The sequence below is a fragment of the Shewanella carassii genome (assembly GCF_019670705.1).
GTDB lineage: Bacteria > Pseudomonadota > Gammaproteobacteria > Enterobacterales > Shewanellaceae > Shewanella > Shewanella carassii.
The window spans coordinates 3,161,691-3,183,283 of the sequence record NZ_AP024618.1 but is presented as its reverse complement, the minus strand read 5'-3'; the positions used below and the strand labels follow the sequence as shown (position 1 = coordinate 3,183,283).

At 51.2% G+C, this 21,593-nt stretch carries 21 protein-coding genes and 2 tRNA genes; 13 read left to right on the top strand and 10 right to left on the bottom strand.

All coding sequences use genetic code 11. From position 1 onward, the window contains the following. Window positions 1–209: 209 nt before the first annotated feature. The 5 genes from nagK to K5621_RS14425 all read left to right on the top strand — a co-directional run bounded on the left by nagK (window position 210) and on the right by K5621_RS14425 (window position 6,434). Window positions 210–1,163 carry an N-acetylglucosamine kinase gene (nagK, locus tag K5621_RS14445; protein WP_221049585.1) on the top strand — a complete coding sequence of 318 codons (954 nt, stop codon included), beginning with the start codon at window positions 210–212 and terminating at the stop codon, window positions 1,161–1,163. Next, window positions 1,160–2,158, top strand: a complete 999-nt coding sequence (gene nagB-II / locus K5621_RS14440; protein WP_221049584.1) for a glucosamine-6-phosphate deaminase NagB-II — start codon at window positions 1,160–1,162, stop codon at window positions 2,156–2,158. Before nagK ends, nagB-II begins: the two co-directional genes overlap by 4 nt. A 77-nt stretch (window positions 2,159–2,235) precedes the next feature. Next, the gene (gene nagA, locus K5621_RS14435; RefSeq protein ID WP_221049583.1) at window positions 2,236–3,381 is read left to right on the top strand and encodes an N-acetylglucosamine-6-phosphate deacetylase; all 1,146 of its coding nucleotides are present in this window, start codon (window positions 2,236–2,238) and stop codon (window positions 3,379–3,381) included. A 92-nt stretch (window positions 3,382–3,473) separates the two neighbouring features. Then, entirely contained in the window at window positions 3,474–4,619 is a 1,146-nt protein-coding gene (nagX, locus tag K5621_RS14430; RefSeq protein ID WP_144221490.1) for a transmembrane glucosamine N-acetyltransferase NagX, read from the top strand. Between the two features lie 498 nt (window positions 4,620–5,117). Beyond that, the gene (locus tag K5621_RS14425) at window positions 5,118–6,434 is read left to right on the top strand and encodes a sugar MFS transporter (RefSeq protein WP_144361824.1); all 1,317 of its coding nucleotides are present in this window, start codon (window positions 5,118–5,120) and stop codon (window positions 6,432–6,434) included. A 180-nt stretch (window positions 6,435–6,614) separates the two neighbouring features. On the opposite strand, the gene K5621_RS14420 is transcribed toward K5621_RS14425, so the two are convergent. From K5621_RS14420 to K5621_RS14405, 4 genes are all read right to left on the bottom strand, one after another. Further along, window positions 6,615–6,803: a hypothetical protein gene (locus K5621_RS14420; protein ID WP_221049582.1), complete on the bottom strand. Its 189-nt coding sequence runs from the start codon at window positions 6,801–6,803 to the stop codon at window positions 6,615–6,617. Window positions 6,804–6,998: 195 nt separating this feature from the next. Then, window positions 6,999–7,766: an EAL domain-containing protein gene (locus K5621_RS14415; protein ID WP_221049581.1), complete on the bottom strand. Its 768-nt coding sequence runs from the start codon at window positions 7,764–7,766 to the stop codon at window positions 6,999–7,001. A gap of 204 nt (window positions 7,767–7,970) precedes the next feature. Further along, window positions 7,971–8,046: transfer RNA gene (locus tag K5621_RS14410), tRNA-Thr, on the bottom strand. A 7-nt stretch (window positions 8,047–8,053) separates the two neighbouring features. Beyond that, window positions 8,054–8,129 (bottom strand) — tRNA-Phe (locus K5621_RS14405). A 376-nt stretch (window positions 8,130–8,505) separates the two neighbouring features. Here K5621_RS14405 and K5621_RS14400 point away from each other — a divergent pair. The 3 genes from K5621_RS14400 (at window position 8,506) to K5621_RS14390 (ending at window position 10,137) form a co-directional block, all read left to right on the top strand. Then, the gene (locus K5621_RS14400; RefSeq protein ID WP_221049580.1) at window positions 8,506–9,054 is read left to right on the top strand and encodes a cytochrome b; all 549 of its coding nucleotides are present in this window, start codon (window positions 8,506–8,508) and stop codon (window positions 9,052–9,054) included. Between the two features lie 4 nt (window positions 9,055–9,058). Then, window positions 9,059–9,634, top strand: coding sequence for a YceI family protein (locus K5621_RS14395; protein ID WP_221049579.1), 576 nt, complete (start codon window positions 9,059–9,061; stop codon window positions 9,632–9,634). 164 nt (window positions 9,635–9,798) lie between these two features. Next, a complete protein-coding gene (locus K5621_RS14390; RefSeq protein ID WP_221049578.1) occupies window positions 9,799–10,137 on the top strand; it encodes a thioredoxin family protein in 339 nt (112 codons plus the stop codon). A gap of 123 nt (window positions 10,138–10,260) precedes the next feature. On the opposite strand, the gene K5621_RS14385 is transcribed toward K5621_RS14390, so the two are convergent. The 4 genes from K5621_RS14385 to K5621_RS14370 are packed head-to-tail and all read right to left on the bottom strand — an operon-like array spanning window position 10,261 to window position 13,405. After that, a complete protein-coding gene (locus K5621_RS14385; RefSeq protein ID WP_221049577.1) occupies window positions 10,261–10,524 on the bottom strand; it encodes a YkgJ family cysteine cluster protein in 264 nt (87 codons plus the stop codon). Further along, complete coding sequence (locus K5621_RS14380) at window positions 10,524–11,957, bottom strand: hypothetical protein (RefSeq protein WP_221049576.1); 1,434 nt, start codon at window positions 11,955–11,957, stop codon at window positions 10,524–10,526. Before K5621_RS14380 ends, K5621_RS14385 begins: the two co-directional genes overlap by 1 nt. A 60-nt stretch (window positions 11,958–12,017) precedes the next feature. Beyond that, window positions 12,018–13,010: a hypothetical protein gene (locus K5621_RS14375; RefSeq protein ID WP_221049575.1), complete on the bottom strand. Its 993-nt coding sequence runs from the start codon at window positions 13,008–13,010 to the stop codon at window positions 12,018–12,020. A 2-nt stretch (window positions 13,011–13,012) separates the two neighbouring features. Next, window positions 13,013–13,405 (bottom strand): TerB family tellurite resistance protein, encoded by a 393-nt coding sequence (locus K5621_RS14370; RefSeq protein ID WP_221049574.1) that lies wholly within the window; start codon window positions 13,403–13,405, stop codon window positions 13,013–13,015. A gap of 165 nt (window positions 13,406–13,570) precedes the next feature. On the opposite strand from K5621_RS14370, the gene K5621_RS14365 reads away from it, so the two are divergent. After that, on the top strand, window positions 13,571–14,773 hold the full coding sequence (locus tag K5621_RS14365; RefSeq protein WP_221049573.1) for an IS4 family transposase: 1,203 nt from the start codon (window positions 13,571–13,573) through the stop codon (window positions 14,771–14,773). A gap of 141 nt (window positions 14,774–14,914) precedes the next feature. Here the strand turns inward: K5621_RS14365 and K5621_RS14360 are convergent, their stop codons facing one another. Continuing rightward, window positions 14,915–15,193, bottom strand: coding sequence for an oxidative damage protection protein (locus K5621_RS14360; protein ID WP_221049572.1), 279 nt, complete (start codon window positions 15,191–15,193; stop codon window positions 14,915–14,917). 2 nt (window positions 15,194–15,195) lie between these two features. Further along, entirely contained in the window at window positions 15,196–16,302 is a 1,107-nt protein-coding gene (gene mutY / locus K5621_RS14355; protein ID WP_115389000.1) for an A/G-specific adenine glycosylase, read from the bottom strand. 170 nt (window positions 16,303–16,472) lie between these two features. On the opposite strand from mutY, the gene trmB reads away from it, so the two are divergent. The 4 genes from trmB (at window position 16,473) to K5621_RS14335 (ending at window position 21,320) form a co-directional block, all read left to right on the top strand. Next, entirely contained in the window at window positions 16,473–17,189 is a 717-nt protein-coding gene (gene trmB, locus K5621_RS14350) for a tRNA (guanosine(46)-N7)-methyltransferase TrmB (RefSeq protein WP_221049571.1), read from the top strand. Between the two features lie 22 nt (window positions 17,190–17,211). After that, entirely contained in the window at window positions 17,212–17,535 is a 324-nt protein-coding gene (locus tag K5621_RS14345; RefSeq protein ID WP_100145107.1) for a YggL family protein, read from the top strand. Further along, entirely contained in the window at window positions 17,535–18,449 is a 915-nt protein-coding gene (gene glsB, locus K5621_RS14340) for a glutaminase B (protein ID WP_100145765.1), read from the top strand. Before K5621_RS14345 ends, glsB begins: the two co-directional genes overlap by 1 nt. 2,067 nt (window positions 18,450–20,516) lie before the next feature. Then, window positions 20,517–21,320, top strand: coding sequence for a YggN family protein (locus K5621_RS14335; RefSeq protein ID WP_221049570.1), 804 nt, complete (start codon window positions 20,517–20,519; stop codon window positions 21,318–21,320). The last annotated feature ends 273 nt before the right edge of the window (window positions 21,321–21,593 follow it).

The window sequence follows — 21,593 nt, the reverse complement described above, 5'->3', positions numbered from 1 at the left end:
TATCTCTGCTGATTAAAAATAAATGACAACGCTGTCATTTATAATGTAACATTAGTTTAACCACATAGTTAACGATAGCTTTAACTTGAGTCCGCTCAGTGGAATGCCACCGGGGGTAATCCTGAAAGGCGCCTTACTGCAGCGATTTGTCAGTGTTCCGCCGCGCCAGATTGCGCCGTGACCATAAAAGAAACAGAAAGAGGTCTGCCATGGGGGAAAACCCGACACCGGATACACAAGTGTATATAGGGATAGACGGCGGCGGCAGTAAGTGCCGGGCAACCGTATACTGCCGGCAAAAGGGTGTGCTGGGAACCGGAGTTGCCGGTCGGGCCAATCCTTTGCACGGTCTGAGCCAAACTTTCGACTCCATCATCAGTGCTACAGGTTTGGCCCTGGCCGATGCCGGTCTGCGGCAAGCCGATTGCGCCAATATGGTGGCCGGTCTCGGGCTTGCCGGTGTCAATATTCCCAGGCTTTATCAGGAGATCCTCGATTGGAGGCATCCCTTTGCCGCCATGTACCTGACCACAGATCTGCATACCGCCTGCATTGGCGCCCACCAGGGGGAAGAGGGTGCCGTCATCATCACAGGCACAGGCTCCTGTGGTTATGCCCATGTGGGTGAGCGGCAATTGTCTCTCGGTGGTCATGGCTTTGCTCTGGGCGATAAGGGCAGTGGTGCCTGGATGGGCTTAAAAGCCGCGGAGAAGGTGTTATTGTCGCTCGATGGTTTTGCGCCGCAAACAGCCCTTGGCGCCAAACTGCTGGCCCATTTCGGGGTGACAGATGCCCTGGGGATAGTGGAAAACCTCGCCGGACGCTCCTCCAGTTGTTATGCCGCCCTGGCGAGAATAGTGCTGTCCTGTGCGGCCGAGGGCGATGATACCGCTACCGCTATAGTCAGCGAAGGTGCCGACTATATCAGCCAGTTGGCACGGCGCCTGTTTGAACTCAATCCACCGCGATTTGCCATGATAGGCGGCCTGGCCGAGCCGCTCAGGCCCTGGCTGGCCGACGATGTGGTCGAACGAATCGCCCCCGTGTTGGCGCCACCGGAAATCGGTGCCGTGCACTTTGCCATGCACCAACATCAAGACTCGCAATTTTCAGCCCGCCCGGCCGATGCCGGCGCATACGACTTAGCAAAGGTGAAACCATGACCCATACCATAATGGAGCGCGAGGCTCGCAGTGCTCCCGAGAAGATTGCCAACCAGTTGCAGGCCAATGACCAGTTAACCCGAGAACTGGGGCAGCGGCTGCGCGAGTTTGCTCCCAAGTTTGTGATGATTGTGGGTCGCGGCTCTTCCGATCACGCCGGGGTATTTGCCAAGTATCTGTTTGAAATAGAAGCCGGTGTGCCTACCTTTGCCGCCGCGCCTTCGGTGGCCAGTGTCTATGGCAAGCGCTTGCAGTTGGCCGGTGGCCTGGTGATAGTCATCTCTCAGTCGGGACGCAGCCCGGATATTCTGGCCCAGGCCAAGATGGCCCGCGAAGCCGGTGCCTTTTGCGTGGCGCTGGTCAATGATGAAACTGCACCTATCAAGGACATAGTCGATCTTGTATTGCCGCTTCGCGCCGGAGAGGAGCAGGCGGTGGCCGCCACCAAGAGCTATTTGGCTACCCTGTCGGCGCTGCTGCAACTGGCCGCTGCCTGGACCCAGAGCCCTGAGTTGGCCCGCGCCATAGATGAATTGCCCCAGGCGCTGCAGGCGGCTGTGGATGCAGAGCCTCAACTGACTGCCGAATCTTTGCAGGGCAGCAACAATCTGGTAGTGCTGGGACGAGGACTGGGTTACGCCATCAGTAAAGAGATAGCGCTCAAACTCAAGGAAGTCTGTTCCATCCATGCCGAGGCCTTCTCCAGCGCCGAATTTCTTCACGGCCCTGTGACCCTGGTGGAGAACCACCTCAAAATAGTCGATGTCTGTGTGGCCGATGAATCCTATGCCAGTCATCTTGAGCAGATAGCCGAAGTCGGGCGCCGCGGCGCTGAGTTGGTTCACCTCAAGCAAACCGCCAATGAGGTTCATCCCAGAGTCGCGCCTCTGGCATTGCTGCAGCGTTTTTATATCGATGTGGCCGCTGTGGCCATAGCCAGAGGCATAGATCCGGATCAACCGGCCGGGCTTAAGAAAGTCACCCAAACCCTTTGATCCAAAACCTTTAAGCCGACCCCTTTGATTAAAGTGGCCGACGTGCCCAACCTGGATAACGCAGTGGAGAGCAGAGAATGACGCAAACCTTTATCGCCGAGCGCTTGTTCGATGGCAGGCAATATCATCACAATCTGAGCTTTGCCGTGGGGAACGGCTATCTGCAGGCCTTGGACTCTGCGGCAGGTTCAGATGTTATCCGCCTGCAAGGCCTGGTCGTACCCGGGTTTATCGATGTGCAGGTCAATGGCGGTGGCGGCGCGCTGTTTAACGGCGAGCCTACACTCGAGTGTATCGCAACCATAGGCCGGGCCCACGCCAGGTTCGGCACCACAGGCTTTTTGCCGACCCTGATCAGCGACAGGATCGAGGTGATGAACCGCGCGGCCGATGCGGTGGCCGATGCGATAGCCAGGCAAAGCACAGGGGTGTTGGGGATACATTTTGAGGGGCCGCACTTGTCTGTGCCGAAGAAAGGCGTGCATCCACAGCAGTATATCCGCCGAATTTCCGATGCCGAGCTGGCACTGTTCAGCCGTCAGGACTTGGGTGTTCGCTTGCTGACTCTGGCACCGGAAAATGTGGCGCCTGAGGTTATCAGTGCCTTGGTCGAGGCCGGTGTCCGTGTTTGTCTAGGTCACTCCAATGCCGACTATGATACCGTGCGTTCGGCCCTGGCGGCCGGTGCCAGCGGTTTTACTCACCTCTACAACGCCATGTCGCCCTTGGGTTCCAGAGCACCGGGTATGGTGGGCGCCGCCATAGAGGACGAGGCCAGTTGGTGTGGCCTTATCGTCGATGGTCACCATGTGCATCCGGCTGCAGCCAAGGTGGCCATCCGCGCCAAGGCCAAAGGCAAGATGCTCTTGGTGACGGACGCCATGCCACCTGTGGGATTGGATCAAGATGCCAGTTTTGAGCTCTTTGGTCAGCAGGTGCTACGCCAGGGCGACAGACTCAACGCCATCACAGGAGAGCTGGCCGGATGTGTGCTGGATATGAATACTGCGGTGCGAAACGCTGTCTCCCTGCTGGGGCTCAGTGTTGAAGAATCCATACGGATGGCGAGCGAGTATCCGGCGGCATTTCTTGGACTCGAGCAGCAAGGCCACTTGGCTGCGGGCAAACGTGCCGATTTCCTGGTGCTCGATAATGAACTCAAGGTGCAAAGCACCTATATCGGCGGTCAATTGGTTTACGCCGCCGAGGAAAGAGTGCGCTGAAATAAGCCGTTGCGCCAAGAACGCGATTAACCCTCTTCACATAAGCAGTGCAGCTTTTACCCGGATAAAGATAATAACAACAGGGAAGCCCTATGACTGAAAAGATAGCGGCGGCAACTGAGACCGCCAACAAGCCCAGGCTGATGTCGCTCGATGCGCTGCGGGGCTTTGACATGTTCTGGATCCTCGGCGGTGAAGCGCTGTTTGCCGCCCTCTTGCTGCTGACTACTTGGAGTGGCTGGCGTTGGTTCGATGGCCAGATGCACCACAGCAGTTGGCATGGTTTTACCTTCTACGATCTTATCTTCCCGCTGTTTATCTTCCTCTCCGGCGTTGCCCTGGGTTTGTCTCCCAAGCGTCTGGACAAGTTGGCGTTTGCCGAGCGACTTCCAAAATATAAGCACGCAGTTAAGCGTTTGGCTTTACTGCTGTTTTTTGGTGTGCTCTACAATCACGGCTGGGGGACGGGCATGCCGGCGGCCCTGGATGAGATACGCTATGCTAGCGTCTTGGGGCGTATCGCCTTCGCCTGGTTTTTTGCCGCCATGCTGGTGTGGCACACAGGGCTCAGAACCCAGATCTATGCTGCTGTCGCTATCTTGCTGGGATACGCCATGGTGCAGCTGTGGCTGCCGGTCCCGGGCGGCAGTGCCGGAGACTTCAGCGCCGCCGGTTCTATCAACGCCTGGGTAGACAGTCATTTCCTGCCCGGGATCAGCTACCAACATAAGCCTTATGATCCGGAAGGCCTGTTATCGACCCTTCCCGCAGTGGTCAATGCTTTGGCTGGTGTGTTTGTGGGCCGCTTTTTGCAGCAGCAAAGTTTTTCAGCCTGGGGCAGGGTAGGTTTGCTGTGTCTGGCCGGGCTGGTTTGTTTGGGGCTTGGCTGGCTGCTTAATCCTCTGATCCCGGTTAATAAAGATCTCTGGACCAGCAGTTTTGTGCTGGTGAGCAGTGGCTGGAGCCTGTTGCTGCTGGCACTGTTTTACGCCGTTATCGATGTGCTTGGTCTGCGTTGGTTGGGTTTCCCCTTTGTGGTGATTGGTTGCAACGCCATCATCATCTATCTCGCTTCCAGTCTGGTTCAGTGGCGCTATAGCAGCGAAAGTTTGCTTGGCGGTTTTATCAATAGCGCCCCCGAGAACTGGCAGCCACTGCTTGGTGTATTGGCCATGCTCGGGGTGCAATGGTTGCTGCTCTGGTGGATGTATCGCAGGCAGTTGTTTATTCGGGTTTGAGGCTTAGGGAAGGTGCGAACGAGTCCTCGTGGCCTTCTCTTTTGTAGAGAGTGGCTTGAACAGCAATTGGTGTTCAAGGCATCTGACTGAAGGCATGCTGGGGCCTGTCGAAGTTGGATAACGTAGAGAGCCGATTGCTGTGCAAGCCCCGAAGGGCGTGGCTTACAAGCCTGCCTGCTGTGTTGTGCTTCTTGCAAAGGACTAAGGCCATTTGTTGCGAACCACGCCTTGCATCCAGGCCTGTAAGCCGATGCAGAGCACACATGGGACTTGTTCGAACCTTCTTTCGCTCGCCGAACAAGCGGTCATCTGCCTGGTTTAAAATTAATGACAGCGTTGTCTTTTTTGTTATTATGGCGTAACTTTATTGAAACAAAGCCGTGTATAAAGCTGCCGCGGCATTAAGCTTTCAAGGGTTAAACACCACTCAAGATGGATGGGGCGCCGATAAATTTGGTTGCCAAACAATAAATTACTATAAGAAGCAGGTTTATGAACATGACAGTTGCTACCCCGGCTGACGCAGCCTCAAGAAGCAGTTTTCTGCCTATGACTATCGTAGGTGCGCTGTTTTTCATCTTTGGATTTGTGACCTGGTTGAATGGTTCATTGATCCCTTTTCTGCAAATCATCTGTGAGCTCAATGAGTTTCAGGCACTGTTTGTCACTTTTGCCTTCTACATCGCTTATACCGTGATGGCGCTGCCCATGTCGTCTATCCTGCGCCGCACCGGCTATCGCAATGGTATGGCGGTAGGGCTGGGGATCATGGCCGTTGGCTCTATGCTGTTTATTCCAGCCGCCTTCAGCGCCAACTTTTTAATGTTTCTGCTGGCGCTTTTTGTACTGGGAACCGGCTTAACCATTTTGCAGACGGCGTCCAACCCCTATGTGGTGCATATTGGTCCGAAGGAGAGCGCCGCCATGCGGATCTCCATCATGGGGCTGATTAACAAGGGCGCCGGTGTGATAGTGCCTATTCTGTTTACCGCTTTGGTATTGGCTGATCTGGAAGGCTTCACCGCCGGGCATCTGGCTGCCATGGCCCCGGCCGAGCGAGAAGCCCAAATAAGCGAACTGTCTGCGCGTCTGGTGATGCCCTATATCTATATGACGCTGGCGCTTGTGGTACTGATCGCACTGGTGAAGTTTTCTGCTTTGCCTGAAATCGCCTTTGAGGGAGAAGAGGGAGAGCATGCCGACAAGAGCGGTATAGTGCATTTCCCTCAGGTGATCCTGGGCGCCATAGCCATCTTTGCCTATGTGGGGGTTGAAGTGATTGCCGGTGATACCATAGGCCTCTATGGTGCCAGCCTCGAGGTCAACAATTTCGCATCCCTGACCTCCTACACCATGGTGTTTATGGTTATCGGCTACCTTTTGGGGGTTAGCTGTATCCCACGTTTTATCAGCCAGGAAAAGGCTTTGCTCGCCTCGGCTTTGGCGGGTATTGCTTGCATCTTTGGCATCATCTTCTCATCGGCCGAGAGCCATGCTATCTCGTCGCTGCTGTGGGGGTGGAGCGGTATTCCAACTATTCCGGATACAGTCACCTTCGTCGCCATGATGGGCCTAGCTCACGCTCTGGTTTGGCCTTCTGTGTGGCCGCTGGCGCTGGAAGGGCTGGGCAAATACACGGCCCAGGGCTCGGCGCTGCTGATCATGGGGATTTCAGGTGGCGCCATACTGCCGCTGATATTCGGCAAGATTGCCCACTTCAGTGACAATGTGCAGTTGGGTTACTGGATAGGCTTGCCCTGTTATCTGTTTATCCTCTTCTATGCGCTGAAAGGCCATAAGATGCGCAGTTGGTAACAGCGATAGTTTAACCCTCCTTGGTGACTTAACTGATCTGGTCGGCAATAGCCGTTTGCTTTAAGTCCCCGAGCCTTTTGGCTCGGGGATCTCGTAATAACTGATGTCTCAGTCACGAACCCAAACACTCTTGTGTCATAAAGAAGTCAATGACGGCTGCCTCAAACCCGAATGGCTTTTTCATCGCAGTCGAAAGGCGTTGACCACTATCAATATCGAGGTCGCGAAGTAGGGATTGGGGTTAACCCGGTTACAGCTTGAGGTACTGGCGATACGCTGGTTTTTAAACCCATCATCCAGGAAGTGAACTACGGCATTTACCCGCTTAAATCTTTGAGCATAACCATCAAGTGTTATTACGCGACCCATTGTCTTCGCTCTGAAAAATTGGCAAGAATCATAAGGCAATGATCTTTAAATTGAAATTTACGGTAGCAAAAATCACTCAGGCTGAAAGGCGTGTATAGATGTAGTTTGTGTTTGGTTTTTGATAGCGGCACAAGTCCCCATAAATAGGGAGTGCACTCGCAGGGCTCTAAATAGAAGGCACTACAAACCTGTGGCTTAGAGATTGGAGAAATCGACCCGGGGCAAGCTCTCAAAACTCGGGCGGGCAAAAAGGTAGCCCTGCATCAGTTCGATTCCTGCTGTTTTGAGCCAAAAACATTCTCCTTGGGTTTCTATTCCCTCGGCCAATGGGGTAATGCCCAAGTCATGGAACATGCTCAGGCAATGTGTCACTATCGATTGGCGAACTTTGTCCGTATCTATATTCCGGATTAACTCCATATCAAGCTTTATGATATTGGTCTGGAAATTTGCCAGCAGATCCAGCCCTGAATACCCGGAACCAAAGTCATCTATGGCGGTTATGAAGCCCAGGGCTCGATAGCATTCCACAATACGTTTAACGTGGTTGCTGTCTTCAATCTTCTCTACCTCAGTGAATTCAAACATGATCCTCTCGGTAGGGAAGTTGTATTTTTTGGCCGCTTCCAGAGTGGTTCGAATGCAGCGCTCGGGTTTATATACGGCATTGGGGAGAAAGTTGATACTCAACATGGAGTCTATGCCAAGCCGCGAGGCCAGCGAGATGGCTTTTATCCGGCACATCTGATCAAAGATATAACGGTTGTGGTCGTTGACCTTGGAAAATACCTGGCCTGCCGCCTCATTGTTTAATCCCCTAACCAGTGCTTCATAACCAAACACGCTGTTATTTTTGATGTTTATTATGGGTTGAAAAGCCATTGAAAAATCAAACCCCAACTCCTTTTTGTTTAGGCAGTTACTGCAGGGGTGGATTTCATAACTTGCTGATCCTTCTAGCATTAAAATGACCTTTTCGAGTGTTTATCCTTAAGGTTAGCTGGCTTTTTATGCTTAAGCAAAGCGGCTTTGGGTTAAGCCACGAGTTAGCGCAAAGGGAGAGGGAAAGGGCGGTCTGCCGTAGAAATCGGGTCAAACCATGGTTGAAGTCAGCGGGAATGATATAAACAAAAACGCCACTCAGTGAGTGGCGTTTTTGTTGTTTCATGGTGCCGGCACCAAGAGTCGAACTCGGGACCTACTGATTACAAGTCAGTTGCTCTACCAACTGAGCTATGCCGGCTAAATTGTGGTGCCCGAACCCGGAATCGAACCAGGGACACGCGGATTTTCAATCCGCTGCTCTACCAACTGAGCTATTCGGGCAACTGAACTGAGTGTCAGTCATCTACTTCGAACCGGGAGTTGAGGCCCGTGTCGTTCGGAGTGCGCGTATAATATAGTTCTGAATTTTTTCCTGCAAGTGCTTTTTCGGCATAAATCCTGTGTTCGCTCAGTTAATGCTCAGAATTGGGCTTTTTGGGCTGAAATCAAACTGATATCGCTTGAAAAGCCAGCAGACCGCCTATTGCATCAAACTATCTTCGCCGCAATCTGCCGTGTTACCCGCAGCACTGTGGCCCTTTAAGCCCACCTTTTGTCCTACTTTCTAAAATTTCGAAAGAAATGGCCAATATTTAATGATTTTAGTTTTCATTTAGCCTCCATATGATGAGCTTAAGACCTAGCTTAAGGATAGAAAATGCTCGCCAACACTCGTCAGGGCTACGGCCTTGTCAGCATTTTGAACCACTGGTTATCGGCCATTGCCGTGATAGGCCTATTTGGGCTCGGCTACTGGATGGTTGATTTGACCTATTACAGTGCCTGGTATCAGAAGGGGCCGCATCTGCACAAGAGTATCGGCATTTTGCTGTTGGCGCTTACCCTGGTCAGATTGTTGTGGAAACTGCTGAGCCCGTCGCCACAGGCGATACCGGACAAGCCTTTACTGCAGAAGGCGGCCCGTTTGACGCATTGGGGACTCTACCTGTTGCTGCTGCTGATTATGTTGAGCGGCATATTGATCTCCACCGCCGATGGCCGGGGTATCGCGGTATTTGACTGGTTTGAGCTGCCGGGTGTCGGTGAGCTGTTTAACAATCAGGCCGATATCGCCGGGGCGATACATAAATACGCCGCCTATAGCTTGATGGCCCTGGTGGTGCTGCATGCCTTGGCGGCGCTGAAACACCATTTTATCGATAAAGATCAGACACTCGTCAGGATGATTAAACTCAAGAGAGGATAGCAAAATGAAAAAGACCCTGTTTGCCGGTTTGCTTGGCAGCGCCCTGTTATTGCCTTGCGCCGTGAATGCCGCCGACTATGTGATTGATACCCAGGGCGCCCATGCCTCTATCAACTTTAGAGTCAACCATCTTGGTTACAGCTTTGTGGTCGGGCGTTTTAACGAATTTGAAGGCAACTTCAGCTTTGACAAGGCCAATCCGGCAGATGCCAAGGTGAATGTGACCATTAACACCCAAAGCCTGGATTCAAACCATGCCGAGCGGGACAAGCACCTGCGTTCGGCCGACTTCATCAATGCCGGCAAGTATCCCAAGGCCAGCTTCAAGTCAACCAAGGTGGAGGACAAAGGGAATGGCGAATTGGTGATTACCGGTGACTTTACCCTCAATGGGGTCACCAAGCCGCTGACCATAGATGCCAAGGCTATCGGTGAAGGGCAGGACCCTTGGGGTGGGTATCGCGCCGGTTTTATCGGCTCTACCGAGTTTGCCCTCAAGGATTACAAGATTACTACCGATCTGGGCCCGGCTTCCACTCACGTCAAACTCGACCTGGTGGTTGAAGGGGTTAAGCAGTAACCCACAATAGTTTTTACAGAAGGCGCCGTCGGCGCCTTTTTCTTTTTGGCCTGTAAACTGGCAGCGAAAGTCACCGAAAGTCAGTGCCGATATGGCACAATGAGCGCCAATACAAACAATAGAGCCCGGGTACTTGGGCCGCCGGTGAGTTGTGAGCTGACACCATGTTGAATATCGAAACCCTTGAGCAGCTTAAACAACTGCTCGAAAGCCAACCCGCGGTATTGTTGCTGTTCGGCGGCGAGCATTGCGGCGTGTGTCAGGCGTTGAAGCCCAGAATAAGCGCCATGTTGGCCGACGAGTATCCACTATTGCAGGCGGCCTATATCGATTGTCAGGGCCCTGGCCAGCAGCTATCTGCCCAGATGAGTATCTTCAGTCTGCCCGTGGTGCAGGTCTATTTTGGCGGCGAAAAGTTTGCCGAGTTGCAGCGGGTATTTTCTCTGGCGGATCTGCGAGAGGCAATCGACAGGCCATATCGGCTCAGTTTTGAGGAGTTCTAGCCCAAACAATGATGTGTCAGTATTTGATGCTTGTTTGATTAAGCTATTAAATATAGTTTCAACGCAAGTCGTATTGAAATGATGTCTATGAATCATACACCAAAAGGATAAGATTCGTGTTGATTACTCTCTTTCGGGAAGTGCTGCACATATCTTCAAATTTAGCTCAACAAAGTGCTCCCAGGTATATTGCTCTGAAAACCGAGACAGATACTGTAATTCGACCCGACAAATATCTGGCCTATCTTCATAGATAGAACAGAGCTTTGTATCTAAATCGAGATGCTTACAGCACCCATCTCCCCTATCAAGAAACTTCGTTTCATCAGAGAGATGGACGTTAGAACAGCATTTACCACATTGATAGCAAGGGAATGAGTAGTTCATCAGAATTTAAATGAATCCTCTGAGCACATCATTTGATCAAATTCTTCAAAAGATTTATATGGTAAAACAGAGCCAAATTGATCACTTATCGTATTCAATGCTTCTAAACATTGATTTGGTTCCCAATTATTCATTCCTAGATCAAATGAATCAAATGCAGACATGAATAATTGCTTTCTTAATTCAAAATGCTGATCAAGTTGCTGCTGAAGTGCTATACGATTTTGTCGAATTTGAGGAACAGCTGCAAGGCAAAGGGCTTGTATCTGACGTCTTCTCTCTTTTGCAATTTTCACTAATTGACTATCACCCAGAGCCACTAGACCTGATTGATGGATCAAATTGCCAATCATATATCCGACGCCAGCCCCGACAATGGAACCAACGACAGGGATAGGAATCATCACTTGGCCAAGGGCACCATAATAGAATGACGCTGAACTGGTTATTGCTGTATGTGTAATTTCATCACTAAGTTGCTCTAGCTCTATGTCTCCTTTTAGGTAACTAATCATCGACTTACTAGAACTAATAACCCCTGATGCAATTGCGACTGGGGCATTGCTTCTTGCTAACGCTTTTGACACACCAGCACCTAAAAAATGCGTGGCAGAGTGTGTTATACCTTTACTTAATGCTGTTACTGTATAACCAGTCGCATAGCCTTTTGCTGTCGATATTGCAATATTTACTGTTGCTTTTCCTAGCTCACGCTCACCGTTATAAACTTGATAAAACTCTGTCACGCTACTGGTCGCCCCACTCAATGCTGCGCCTATGTTACCAGCCCTTTTCCCTGACTCATGCATATCAACAAAGGCAGCTTCCAGTTTAGATTGATTAGCGATGTCTGCTGCCACATTGGCATCGGTGGCTTTTAATGCCTCATCATAAGTTGTCCCAGAAGAACGTACATCGCCATGCTCAAGTGACTCCGTCATATTTCTATAAGTTTGCTCGTAGTCTTCGGCCTTAAGCGTCCCAGCATCAATCCTCTTTTCAAGCAATTCTTTAATTTTTCCAACTTGGTTTTGAGGTGCCAATCTTTGCATTTCTTGGTATTTTTCATTGGACAATGCGAATGCACTGCGTGCAGCACTGTTACAGGATTTTGCTTGCACTTCCCTCAAGGTCTCCTTGCCGTTGGAAATGATGATGTCAACAGGATCTGTTGGAAAGCCCATACTTGCTGTAGTCTTGGCGAAAAGTTCACTATCTTTTTTTAGTGCATCCAAGTTAAATTTTATGACTTCAAGCTGTTCGAACATATGGCCTTGAGCCTTATCAGCAGCGACATTCTTCCATTTTTGAGCAAGTTCAACTAAATGTTCACTATCTTCAAAAATATTGAATGTTCTCTCTGTAAACCTCTTTGTAGCAGCGTCTGCTGTGTATCCACCCAGAATGGACACAAAATCATCTTGTTTTTTCATGATTGGGAAGCCTTGGATTTTACAAGTAGGAAGGCTTTACTGCCTTCCCATTTCGTTGCATTACGCAATAATTTTTTGGGTTTCTTCCAACACCTTGCGAGACTCTGGTGTTAGCGTACCCTCATTGTCTATGATAGGAGCTTCCAGCAAGTTCTTTAAAACTTTTGCAGTAGACGCTGCGATCATTACACCCTTACGATCTTCTTCGGAGTACGTACTATAATTTGTATTTGATTCTACCAACTCGTTTAATGATTGGAGTAATGGCTGGAATCTAAGTTCTAAGCTACGTAAAACTTTGGTAATTTCTTCAAACCTCAAGCGTATGCCACTTGCCGCAACCCTCGCCTCTTTCATCTGCTCTGATGCCAACTCAGCCTTATCAAGATTGCCATATGCATCTTCTTTAGCAGCCTCCGCTTTTGAAGCCATCATCATTCCGCCAACAGCGAGTACAGGCCCTGCGACAACACCACCTAAAACCATCATGCCACCTGCCATACCGTATCCCCCTGCAGCGAGTGAGCCGCCCCCTAACCATGCTAGGGTAGCGTTAGTCGCTGCTGCACCACTTAATGTGCCTATGGCAGTACCTGTTGAAGCCGTCCCTAAAACACCGACGCCACCGTAAGCAGCTAAGCCAGCAAGTCCACCACTACCAAGAGCCGTGATTCCACCTGAAAGAACACCTTTTATCTCTAAGACGCTAGTTTTCATTCGAGCAAGCTCTCCAGCACTCATCGCTGGTAAATTTGTCGCATCATCTAGGCTATTGTCCTCAAAGGAAACATTTTTTATTTTTGAAAAAACATCAACAAACGGAATGATCGACTCATTGTAAATTTTGTATTTTGCTTGACCTAAGTTTTCCATCGCTTTTTGAGTTAACTCGCGCTCCTCTTCTAGCTCGGATTTTGCCTCGTCAAACATAGTCTGCGCACGTCTATTGATCCTTTTTGCTGTGTCAAAGTCATCTTTTGCATCGATACCTTTTTTCACACCATATCCACCCGCTACAATAGCCGCACCTGCTAATATAAATGGTAAAGGCATCGTTATATCTCCATGAATAAGTTGGCTTCTTTAACCAGAATCATTTGACGTTTAACCCAGTTTTCCATGTCAGTTAGCAAACTAGGCGAAATATTTAGAACTTCTGCTAAATGCCCAATAACAGCTTTCTCACTGTCTTGATAAGTTTCATCTGCATAAGCAACACCAATGAGTTCCAGCATAAACGCCACTTTTTGATGCTGAAGCTCAAATAAACTTCCTAGTTCGTCCAATTCGGATTTACTATCGAAATTTACGTTGACATCACACTGAGAGCGAATCGTTTCCAACATAAGCTCTTCTTTTTCGTCGATATGTCCATCGACAACGATAATTTTTTTTGCAAAAGCAATCAATGTTGCCTGTTGTTCATTGTTCAAATGCTGAATAAACATATTTGTCCTTTCTTAAAATGCGATTTAGCAGGGTAATTGAGAACTTTTAACTAACGCTGTAGGCTAGGGAATCCCCAGATAATTCCCTTTTTATTCAATTTAGTAGACACGCATGGTGTTGATTGATCTAATTGATTTCGCCAAAAAACTACCAGATCCAACACCATGCGTGATGTCCACATCTTACACGATTTACTCAAAAAGCAATGCCCACAAATACATCAAAAACGGCTTAATTCTCTGATGGTTGCTACAGAAGCGTTACTTGATGGCAATCAGTTGTCACTGACTCAGCTTGGTCGCAATATCTCTGGCGCGGTGGCGCCAAAGCACAACATCAAACGGATAGACAGGCTACTCGGCAACCCGCATCTACACTCTGATAAATTCGCTATTTATCAATGGCATGCAAAGTTACTCTGTGCAGCTAATCCCATGCCGGTAATCCTCATTGATTGGTCTGATGTCCGTGAACAACTGCGGATGATGACATTGCGAGCCTCTGTCAGTGTGCAAGGGCGCTCGGTTACCCTGTATGAGCGTACTTTCAAGTTTGCCGACTACAATGCTCCTCGCAGTCATAACGCCTTCTTGGCGGAGTTGGCACAGGTGCTGCCATCCCATGTTTGTCCACTGATTGTCACCGATGCAGGTTACCGCAATACCTGGTTTCGGGAGGTGGAACGATATGGTTGGTTTTGGCTTGGCCGTGTCCGTGGGGATGTCGGCTTTCTCCTGGCCAATCATGCCCAATGGCAGTCGAATAAGTCGCTTTATCCCTCCGCCACGGCGAAAGCCCGGCATATTGGTTACGTAAAACTGGGACGAAAATCGCCTATGCGCTGTCATTTACATCTGTACAAGGCTGCGCCGAAACATCGAGCCGACAAGCGGTCATCCAAAGCAGGACGCAATCATACGGCACAACAAAGTTACCGTCTTGGCAGTAAAGAGCCTTGGTTACTGGCAACCAACTTGCCTACTGAGGCGTTCTCGTCAACGCAGGTGGTCAAACTTTATGCCAGACGGATGCAGATAGAAGAAACCTTTCGCGACCTCAAAAGTCCCCAATACGGCATGGGACTCAGACAAAGCCGCAGTCGTTGTCCACGCCGTTATGATGTGTTGTTGCTGATAGCTTTGTTGGCAGAAATCCTGCTTTGGTGCATCGGTCTGGCTGCCAGGCATCTGGGATGGCAGCGGAGGTTTCAAGCCAATACGATACGTGACAGAAACGTGCTATCTGTGCTCCGGCTCGGCAAAGAAGTGAAACGACGTCCGGAATACTCAATCAAAGAATCGCATTTTCGCTGGGCTTGGGGTGAATTTCTTAAACTGGTTAACACCTCTGGGAGGCCCGAATTATGAGGGGATCCTCCAGCGCCGAGATAGAAGTTTAAATCGCGAGCAACAGATAGTTTAAAGGCCCATTAAGGGCCTTTAAAATTTGTCATTTTTGACGGCGCCGTTTGTCAATCTTCGCGGCGCGCTACATTATAGCATAGCGGCTTATTCATCTTCTGCCGGTGGCACATAGCCTTCAATCTGTACTTCCTGACCTTCGAACAGGAAGGCAACCATCTGCTCTTCCAGCAGTTTGCGATCATCGACATTCATCATGTTCAGTTTCTTTTCGTTGATCAGCATGGTCTGTTTTTTCTGCCACAGGCTCCAGGCCTCTTTGCTGATGTTGTCGAAAATGCGCTTGCCGAGTTCGCCGGGATACAGTTGGAAATCCAGGCCATCGGCTTCTTTCTTGAGATAGACGCAGTTAACTGTGCGTGCCATGTTTACTCCTTGGTCAGACTCGGTTCCAGGCTGGCCAATACCCGCTCTGTTGCAGCGGCCAGTCCCACCCGGGAAGGTTGGTTTAAGTTATACCAGAGACAGGGTTTGGGTTCCATTACCCTGTCTTTACTCTGGGCGCTGTGACCTTGGTCCAGCAGCGTGTCTGTGGCTACTTTGCTCTTTAGCCGCAGCAGCATAGGCTGGGCGTCCAGGTGAAAGTGGCTGAAGGTGTGACGAAAACCGGGTAGCTCAGTGATGCTGTGCTCTGCAAGCCCCAAGGCTTTGGCGGCTTGCAGCAGGTTTTGTCTGTTGCTGAACTCGGGGAAACACCAGAGGCCGCCCCAGATCCCGGCGGGTGGCCTTTGCTGCAGCAAGATCTCGCCATCGTGTTCCAGCACCAGTAGCCAGGCTTCTTTGGCCGGAATCGCCTTCTTCGGCTTCTTACCGGGGAATTCGCCCTGGCGCCCCATTAGCTGCGCCTTGCAGTCGCGGGCGACCGGGCACTGGTCACAGGCGGGGCGGGAGCGGGTGCAAATGGTGGCACCTATATCCATCATCGCCTGGTTGTATTTTTGGATCTCGGCCTTGGGCGTGAGCGCTTCGGTCAGCTGCCAGAGTTGGTTTTCCACATCCTTTTGCCCGGGCCAACCTTTTATGGCGCCGTGGCGGGCCAGTACCCGTTTGACGTTGCCATCCAATATGGGGTGATGTTGTCCCAAAGACAGCGACAGCACCGCACCTGCGGTTGAGCGGCCAATGCCCGGCAGTGCCAGTACCGAGTCGAAGTCGGTTGGAAACTCGCCTTGGAACTCATCACGCACCTTGATGGCGGCCTTGTGCAGGTTACGGGCGCGGGCGTAATAGCCCAAACCTGTCCACAGATGCAGCACTTCGTCCGTGTCGGCATTGGCTAGGCTGACGACATCGGGGAAACGGGCAATGAATTTTTGGAAGTAGGGGATAACAGTCGCGACCTGGGTCTGCTGCAACATGATTTCAGAAATCCATACTTTATATGGGGTCTTTTGCTGTTGCCATGGCAGAGTCTTGCGACCATTCAAGTCATACCATTTTACGATACGTTCTGCGAAAGAGGCTGTCTTGTTCATCGGCGCAGTGTAGCCGCAGCCAAGGGGCGAAACAAGGAGATTGATGCCCCCAAATGATTGACTTATTTCGTTCTTGTGGATTGTTGGTATACTTTTTCAGCATCAGGGCTTGCACTGTATGGTGAACTTTGGATAATGCCCTTCTTTTTCAAACCTCTCTAGGGGCAAAAATGAGCGAAGTCACAACGGCCGAGTTTAACGAAGAAGGCAAGTATCTGCGCAAAGTAAGAAGCTTTGTGCTGCGTGAGGGTCGCCTCACCAAGGGCCAGGCCCAGGCCATAGAAGCGCATTGGGGCAGCATGGGGCTGGATTATTCCCCCGAGCCACTGGATTTGAACGCCGTCTTTGCCCGTGAGGCAGACACAGTGCTGGAGATAGGTTTTGGTATGGGCGCCTCTCTGGTGACCATGGCCAAGGAAGCCCCCGAGCTTAACTTTATCGGTATCGAAGTGCACAAGCCCGGTGTGGGCGCCTGTCTTGCCGATGTCGGCGAAGCCGGAGTCACCAACCTGAGAGTATTCCATCACGATGCCATGGAAGTGCTGGAGCACGCCATTGCCGATAATTCTCTGGCGCGGCTGCAGCTGTTTTTCCCTGACCCATGGCACAAGAAACGCCACCACAAGCGCCGCATAGTGCAGCCGGCCTTTGCCGAGTTGGTGCGTCGTAAACTGAAAATTGGTGGTGTGTTCCACATGGCTACCGATTGGGAAAACTACAGCGAACATATGCTGGAAGTGATGAATGCCGCCCCCGGCTATCGCAACCTTTCCAGCGATGGCACTGTAGTGCCACGGCCGGATTACCGTCCGTTGACCAAGTTCGAGGCCCGCGGCCAGCGCCTGGGTCACGGTGTTTGGGATCTGATGTTCGAACGTACAGAGTAATTACACCTGAGGGAGAAGCAGTATGGCTATTCGCAGTCGTCGTTTGCGCAAGAAGTTGCGTGTTGATGAATTCCAGGAGTTGGGATTTGACGTTAGTTGGCGTTTTGCCGACTCTGTGTCGGAGGAACAGATAGATCCCCTGGTCGACCGTTTTATTGATGAAGTCATAGAACCTAGAGGCTTGGGCTTCCACGGTGGTGGCCACAGAGAGTGGGAAGGCATTATTGCCACTCAAAGAATTGGCAAGTGCACCGAAGATGACAGAAGCGCAGTCAAGGCATTCTGGGAAGCTCAGCCAATTAACGAGTTGGAAGTCACTGAGCTTTACGACATTTGGTGGAGTTGATCCCGGACGAGGCCTTGCTTGAGCAGGTGCTCGACAGGGTTCGCCCTCTGATTGGCCAGGGTAAGGTGGCGGATTATATTCCGGCCCTTGCCCGGGTCAATGCCAACAAGCTGGGGATTGCCGTTACTATGGCCGACGGCACCACAGTGGGGGCAGGGGATTATTTAGAGCCTTTTTCCATTCAAAGTATTTCTAAAGTGTTCAGCCTGACATTGGCGCTGACACTCTATGAAGAAAGCGAAATCTGGAGCCGGGTAGGCAAAGAGCCGTCGGGTCACTCATTTAATTCTCTGGTGCAGGTGGAGTTGGAGCGCGGCATTCCCCGTAATCCCTTTATCAATGCCGGGGCACTGGTCATCGCCGACTTGCTGCAGAGCCGCCTCGGGGCGCCCAAGCACAGAATGCTGGAAGTGGTTCGCCGTTTGGCGGGTAATCCGCATATCTGCTACGACAAGGTGGTGGCCGATTCCGAGTATCAGCACAGTGCCCGCAATGCTGCCATTGCCTATCTGATGAAGTCCTTCGGTAACTTCAACAATGATGTGGATACTGTGCTGCGAAGCTATTTCCATTACTGCGCCTTGAAAATGAGCTGCGCCGATCTTTCCCGGGCTATGATGTATCTGGTCCAAGGCGGTAAGGCATTGGATGGCAAAGCGCTGATATCACCGCTGCAGAGCCGCAGACTCAATGCGCTCTTGGCCACGTCCGGGCTGTACGATGGCTCGGGAGAATTTGCCTACCGGGTTGGCATGCCGGGCAAGAGTGGTGTCGGTGGCGGCATAATCGCTGTGATCCCCGGTGACATGTCCATCTGTGTCTGGTCGCCGGAGCTTGACCGCAGCGGCAACTCACTCGCCGGTACGGCAGCGCTGGAGCAACTCAGGCTGGCCGTTGGCCGCTCAATCTTCTGATCCCAAAGGCAGCACTCCGCTGCCTTTGTTTTTTTACGCCATACCATAGCTTTCAGCCTAAAGTTGCACATTAGGCGCTTGCCGGTTTTCCGGCCACTATGTAGCCCATCACCTGCGGTGCGATTTCGCACAGGCGATCCTGTGACTCGGCGTTAATACGTCCATGTAGCCTCGACGAAAACATCTGACCTACAGGGACGTAGGAAATGCCGAATTTGTCTGGAACAAAATTCGGCCCTGTTTTCGACGGTCACAGTCCCGCCTGTGCCTGGAATTAGGCGTATGTCTGCAGCTCAAAACAACTCTGTGTGGGAAGAGTTGCACCAATTCCCCCTTCGGAGCCGCCGCTGGTGTTGTTGCAAATTGGCGTAGCCGAGACAGGGATGTCGAGGCTCGAAGGTCGAGCTGGCCGTTGTGCATGGATGCATTTGCTCCACGACTTTAGGCCGCTGGTACAGCGGCTATCATGGCTTCCAGCTAAAAGTATCTAAGCTAGTATTGCCCAAGCTTCCGGCAACGGATGTTGCTCATTGCCTGCCGCAGGCTTATGCACAGGCGATCCTGTGACTCGCTGCGAGTACGTCCCTGTAAGCTCTGCCTCGCCATCCCTGGCTCGGAAGGTCACAGTTCCGCCTGTGCCTGAAAATGAGGTGTATGTCTGCGGGCATATAGGTCGCTTCAAACAAGTTAGCTCTTACAGAATTGCACCGACTCCCCTTCGGAGCCGCCGCTGGCGTTGTTGCAAATTGGCGTAGCCGAGACAGGGATGTCGAGGCTCGAAGGTCGAGCAAGGCGAATGTTGCGAAGCGACAAGTTCATGAGCGCGAGCCAAGGAAGGCGAGCTGGCCCTTATGCATGGATGCGTTTGGCGAGTCCTGAGTGTAGCCAATTTGTTTCATAAGCCAGCGGGGATTTCGGCTACGTCGGGGTGTCCTTGGGGATGCAAGGGGCTTTGGACAAGCAAAGCCTCTTGCCCGGTGTGGTTTGGCGAGTGTAGCGTAGCGACTGGCTACGAGCGAGAGCCAGGGATGGCGAACTGGCCGTTGTACATGGATGCATTTGCACCACGACTTTAGGCCGCTGGCACAGCGGCTATCATAGCTTCCAGCTAAAAGTTACTAATTAGTATTGGCAGGGCCTCCGGCGACGGATGTATCCCATTGCCTGCCGCAGGCTTATGCACAGGCGATCCTGTGACTCGCTGCGAGTACATCCCTGTAAGCTCTGCCTCGCCATCCCTGGCTCGGAAGGTCACAGTTCCGCCTGTGCCTGAAAATGAGGTGTATGTCTGCGGGCATATAGGTCGCTTCAAACAAGTTAGCTCTCACAGAATTGCACTGACTCCCCTTCGGAGCCGCCGCAGGTGTTGTTGCAAATTGGCGTAGCCGAGGCAGGGATGTCGAGCTGGCCGTTAAACAGGGAGGTTGTTGTGAATACGTCCCTTATCTCCATGGATGGAGTGTATGCCGACATTTGTCTGGAACAAATACGGTGGTAGCCTCGACGAAAACATCTGACCTACAGGGACGTAGGAAATACCGAATTTGTCTGGAACAAAATTCGGCCCTGTTTTCGACGGTCACAGTTCCGCCTGTGCCTGAAAATGAGGTGTATGTCTGCGGGCATATAGGTCGCTTCAAACAAGTTAACTCTCACAGAATTGCACCAGGTCCCCTTTGGAGCCGTCGCAGGCATTGTTGCCAATTGGTTCGAAGGGGCGACCTGGCCATTGTGCATGGATGCACTTGCTCCACGACTTCAGGCTGCTGGCGCAGCGGCGATTATGGCTTTTAATCCCGAATGCAGTGAAGAAAGGGAATAGTCTAGGCCATCGAGAGTATTTCCTGTTAAACCTTTCTTTGGTTTCTTGTGTCTTATTCATCATAACGGCTACAAGTTGGCAAAATTTGCCACTCGCAGATGGTGGATTTTCATGTTTTACAGCCTTGCTTGATGTTAATTCCTTTAGTATCAGTTAATTATAACTTTGGCACAAAGTCTGCTCTATTCTGAGCCATAAGCGGTAACCAAGTTTACTCGGCAGATTAAAACGAGAGGGAAGACAGAATGAAACAAGCGATTGGTGGATTATCTTTGGTGTGTGCACTGTTTGCGGCGGCGCCTGCTATGGCGATCAACTTTGAGCCAAGAGATGAGCAATGCGAGATGTCGCTCAACTACGACATCTCACTGGAACCCAAGAAGCTGAGCGTCAGTAATCAAGGGAAAGAACACTATCGAATTGAGCCGGGTCGCCTCTATGTGGAAGGTGAAGAGGTGGCCTTGAATGCCGAGCAGAGCAAGCTTGTCAACGAGTACTCGGATGCCATGGCTCAGCAGTTACCCGAAGTCATCTCTTTGGTGGACGATGCCGTCACCATGGCGAGCGAGGCCGTGAGCATGGCTCTGACACCACTCTTGGGTGATGCCGCCGGTGCCAAGTTGGATGAAACCATGGGCAGTCTGCAACAGCGAGTCTATGAAGTGGCTCATCGCAATGGTGACCAGTACTTCCTCGGGGCCACTGAAGAATCGCTGGAAAACGCCTTTGGTGATGAGTTTTCCAAAGAGATAGAGCAACTGGTGCAGCAGTCGCTAGGCAGTTTGATGATGGCCATGGGCAGCGCCATGATGTCAGGTGAGGGCGAAACCTTTGATGAGAAGATCAATGCCTTCAGCCAGAAGATGGAAAAGATGGGCAAGGATATTGAAGTGCAAATGGAGTCTCGCGCCCAGGAGATGGAGCAGAGAGCCGACGCGCTTTGCGACAACTTCCAACGTTTGCTGGTGCTGGAAGACAAGTTACGCAAGCAGATCCCTGAGCTGGGCGAATTCCAGGTACTGTCCGGCAAGGTTGAACTGCAGCAATAAGATTTAAGCTGGTGATTCCCCCTGTATCTTCCCCTCCCTTGATACAGGGGTTTTTTATTGGTTGTCTGTCGATTATGTCATCACTGCGGCGGTTTTTTTGGCTCAAGGCTATCCTTGGGTTAGAGTCAATAACAAAGAATTGGTATACTTCGCAAAAATAATCAAACTGGCACCCAAGTCAGGACTCAGTGACTCTACCCAGTGCGCTTTCCAAAACCCGGCAGCCCACACCCCATTATGGGGTCTTGACGGTGAGGCCCGTCGCTTTTCCAG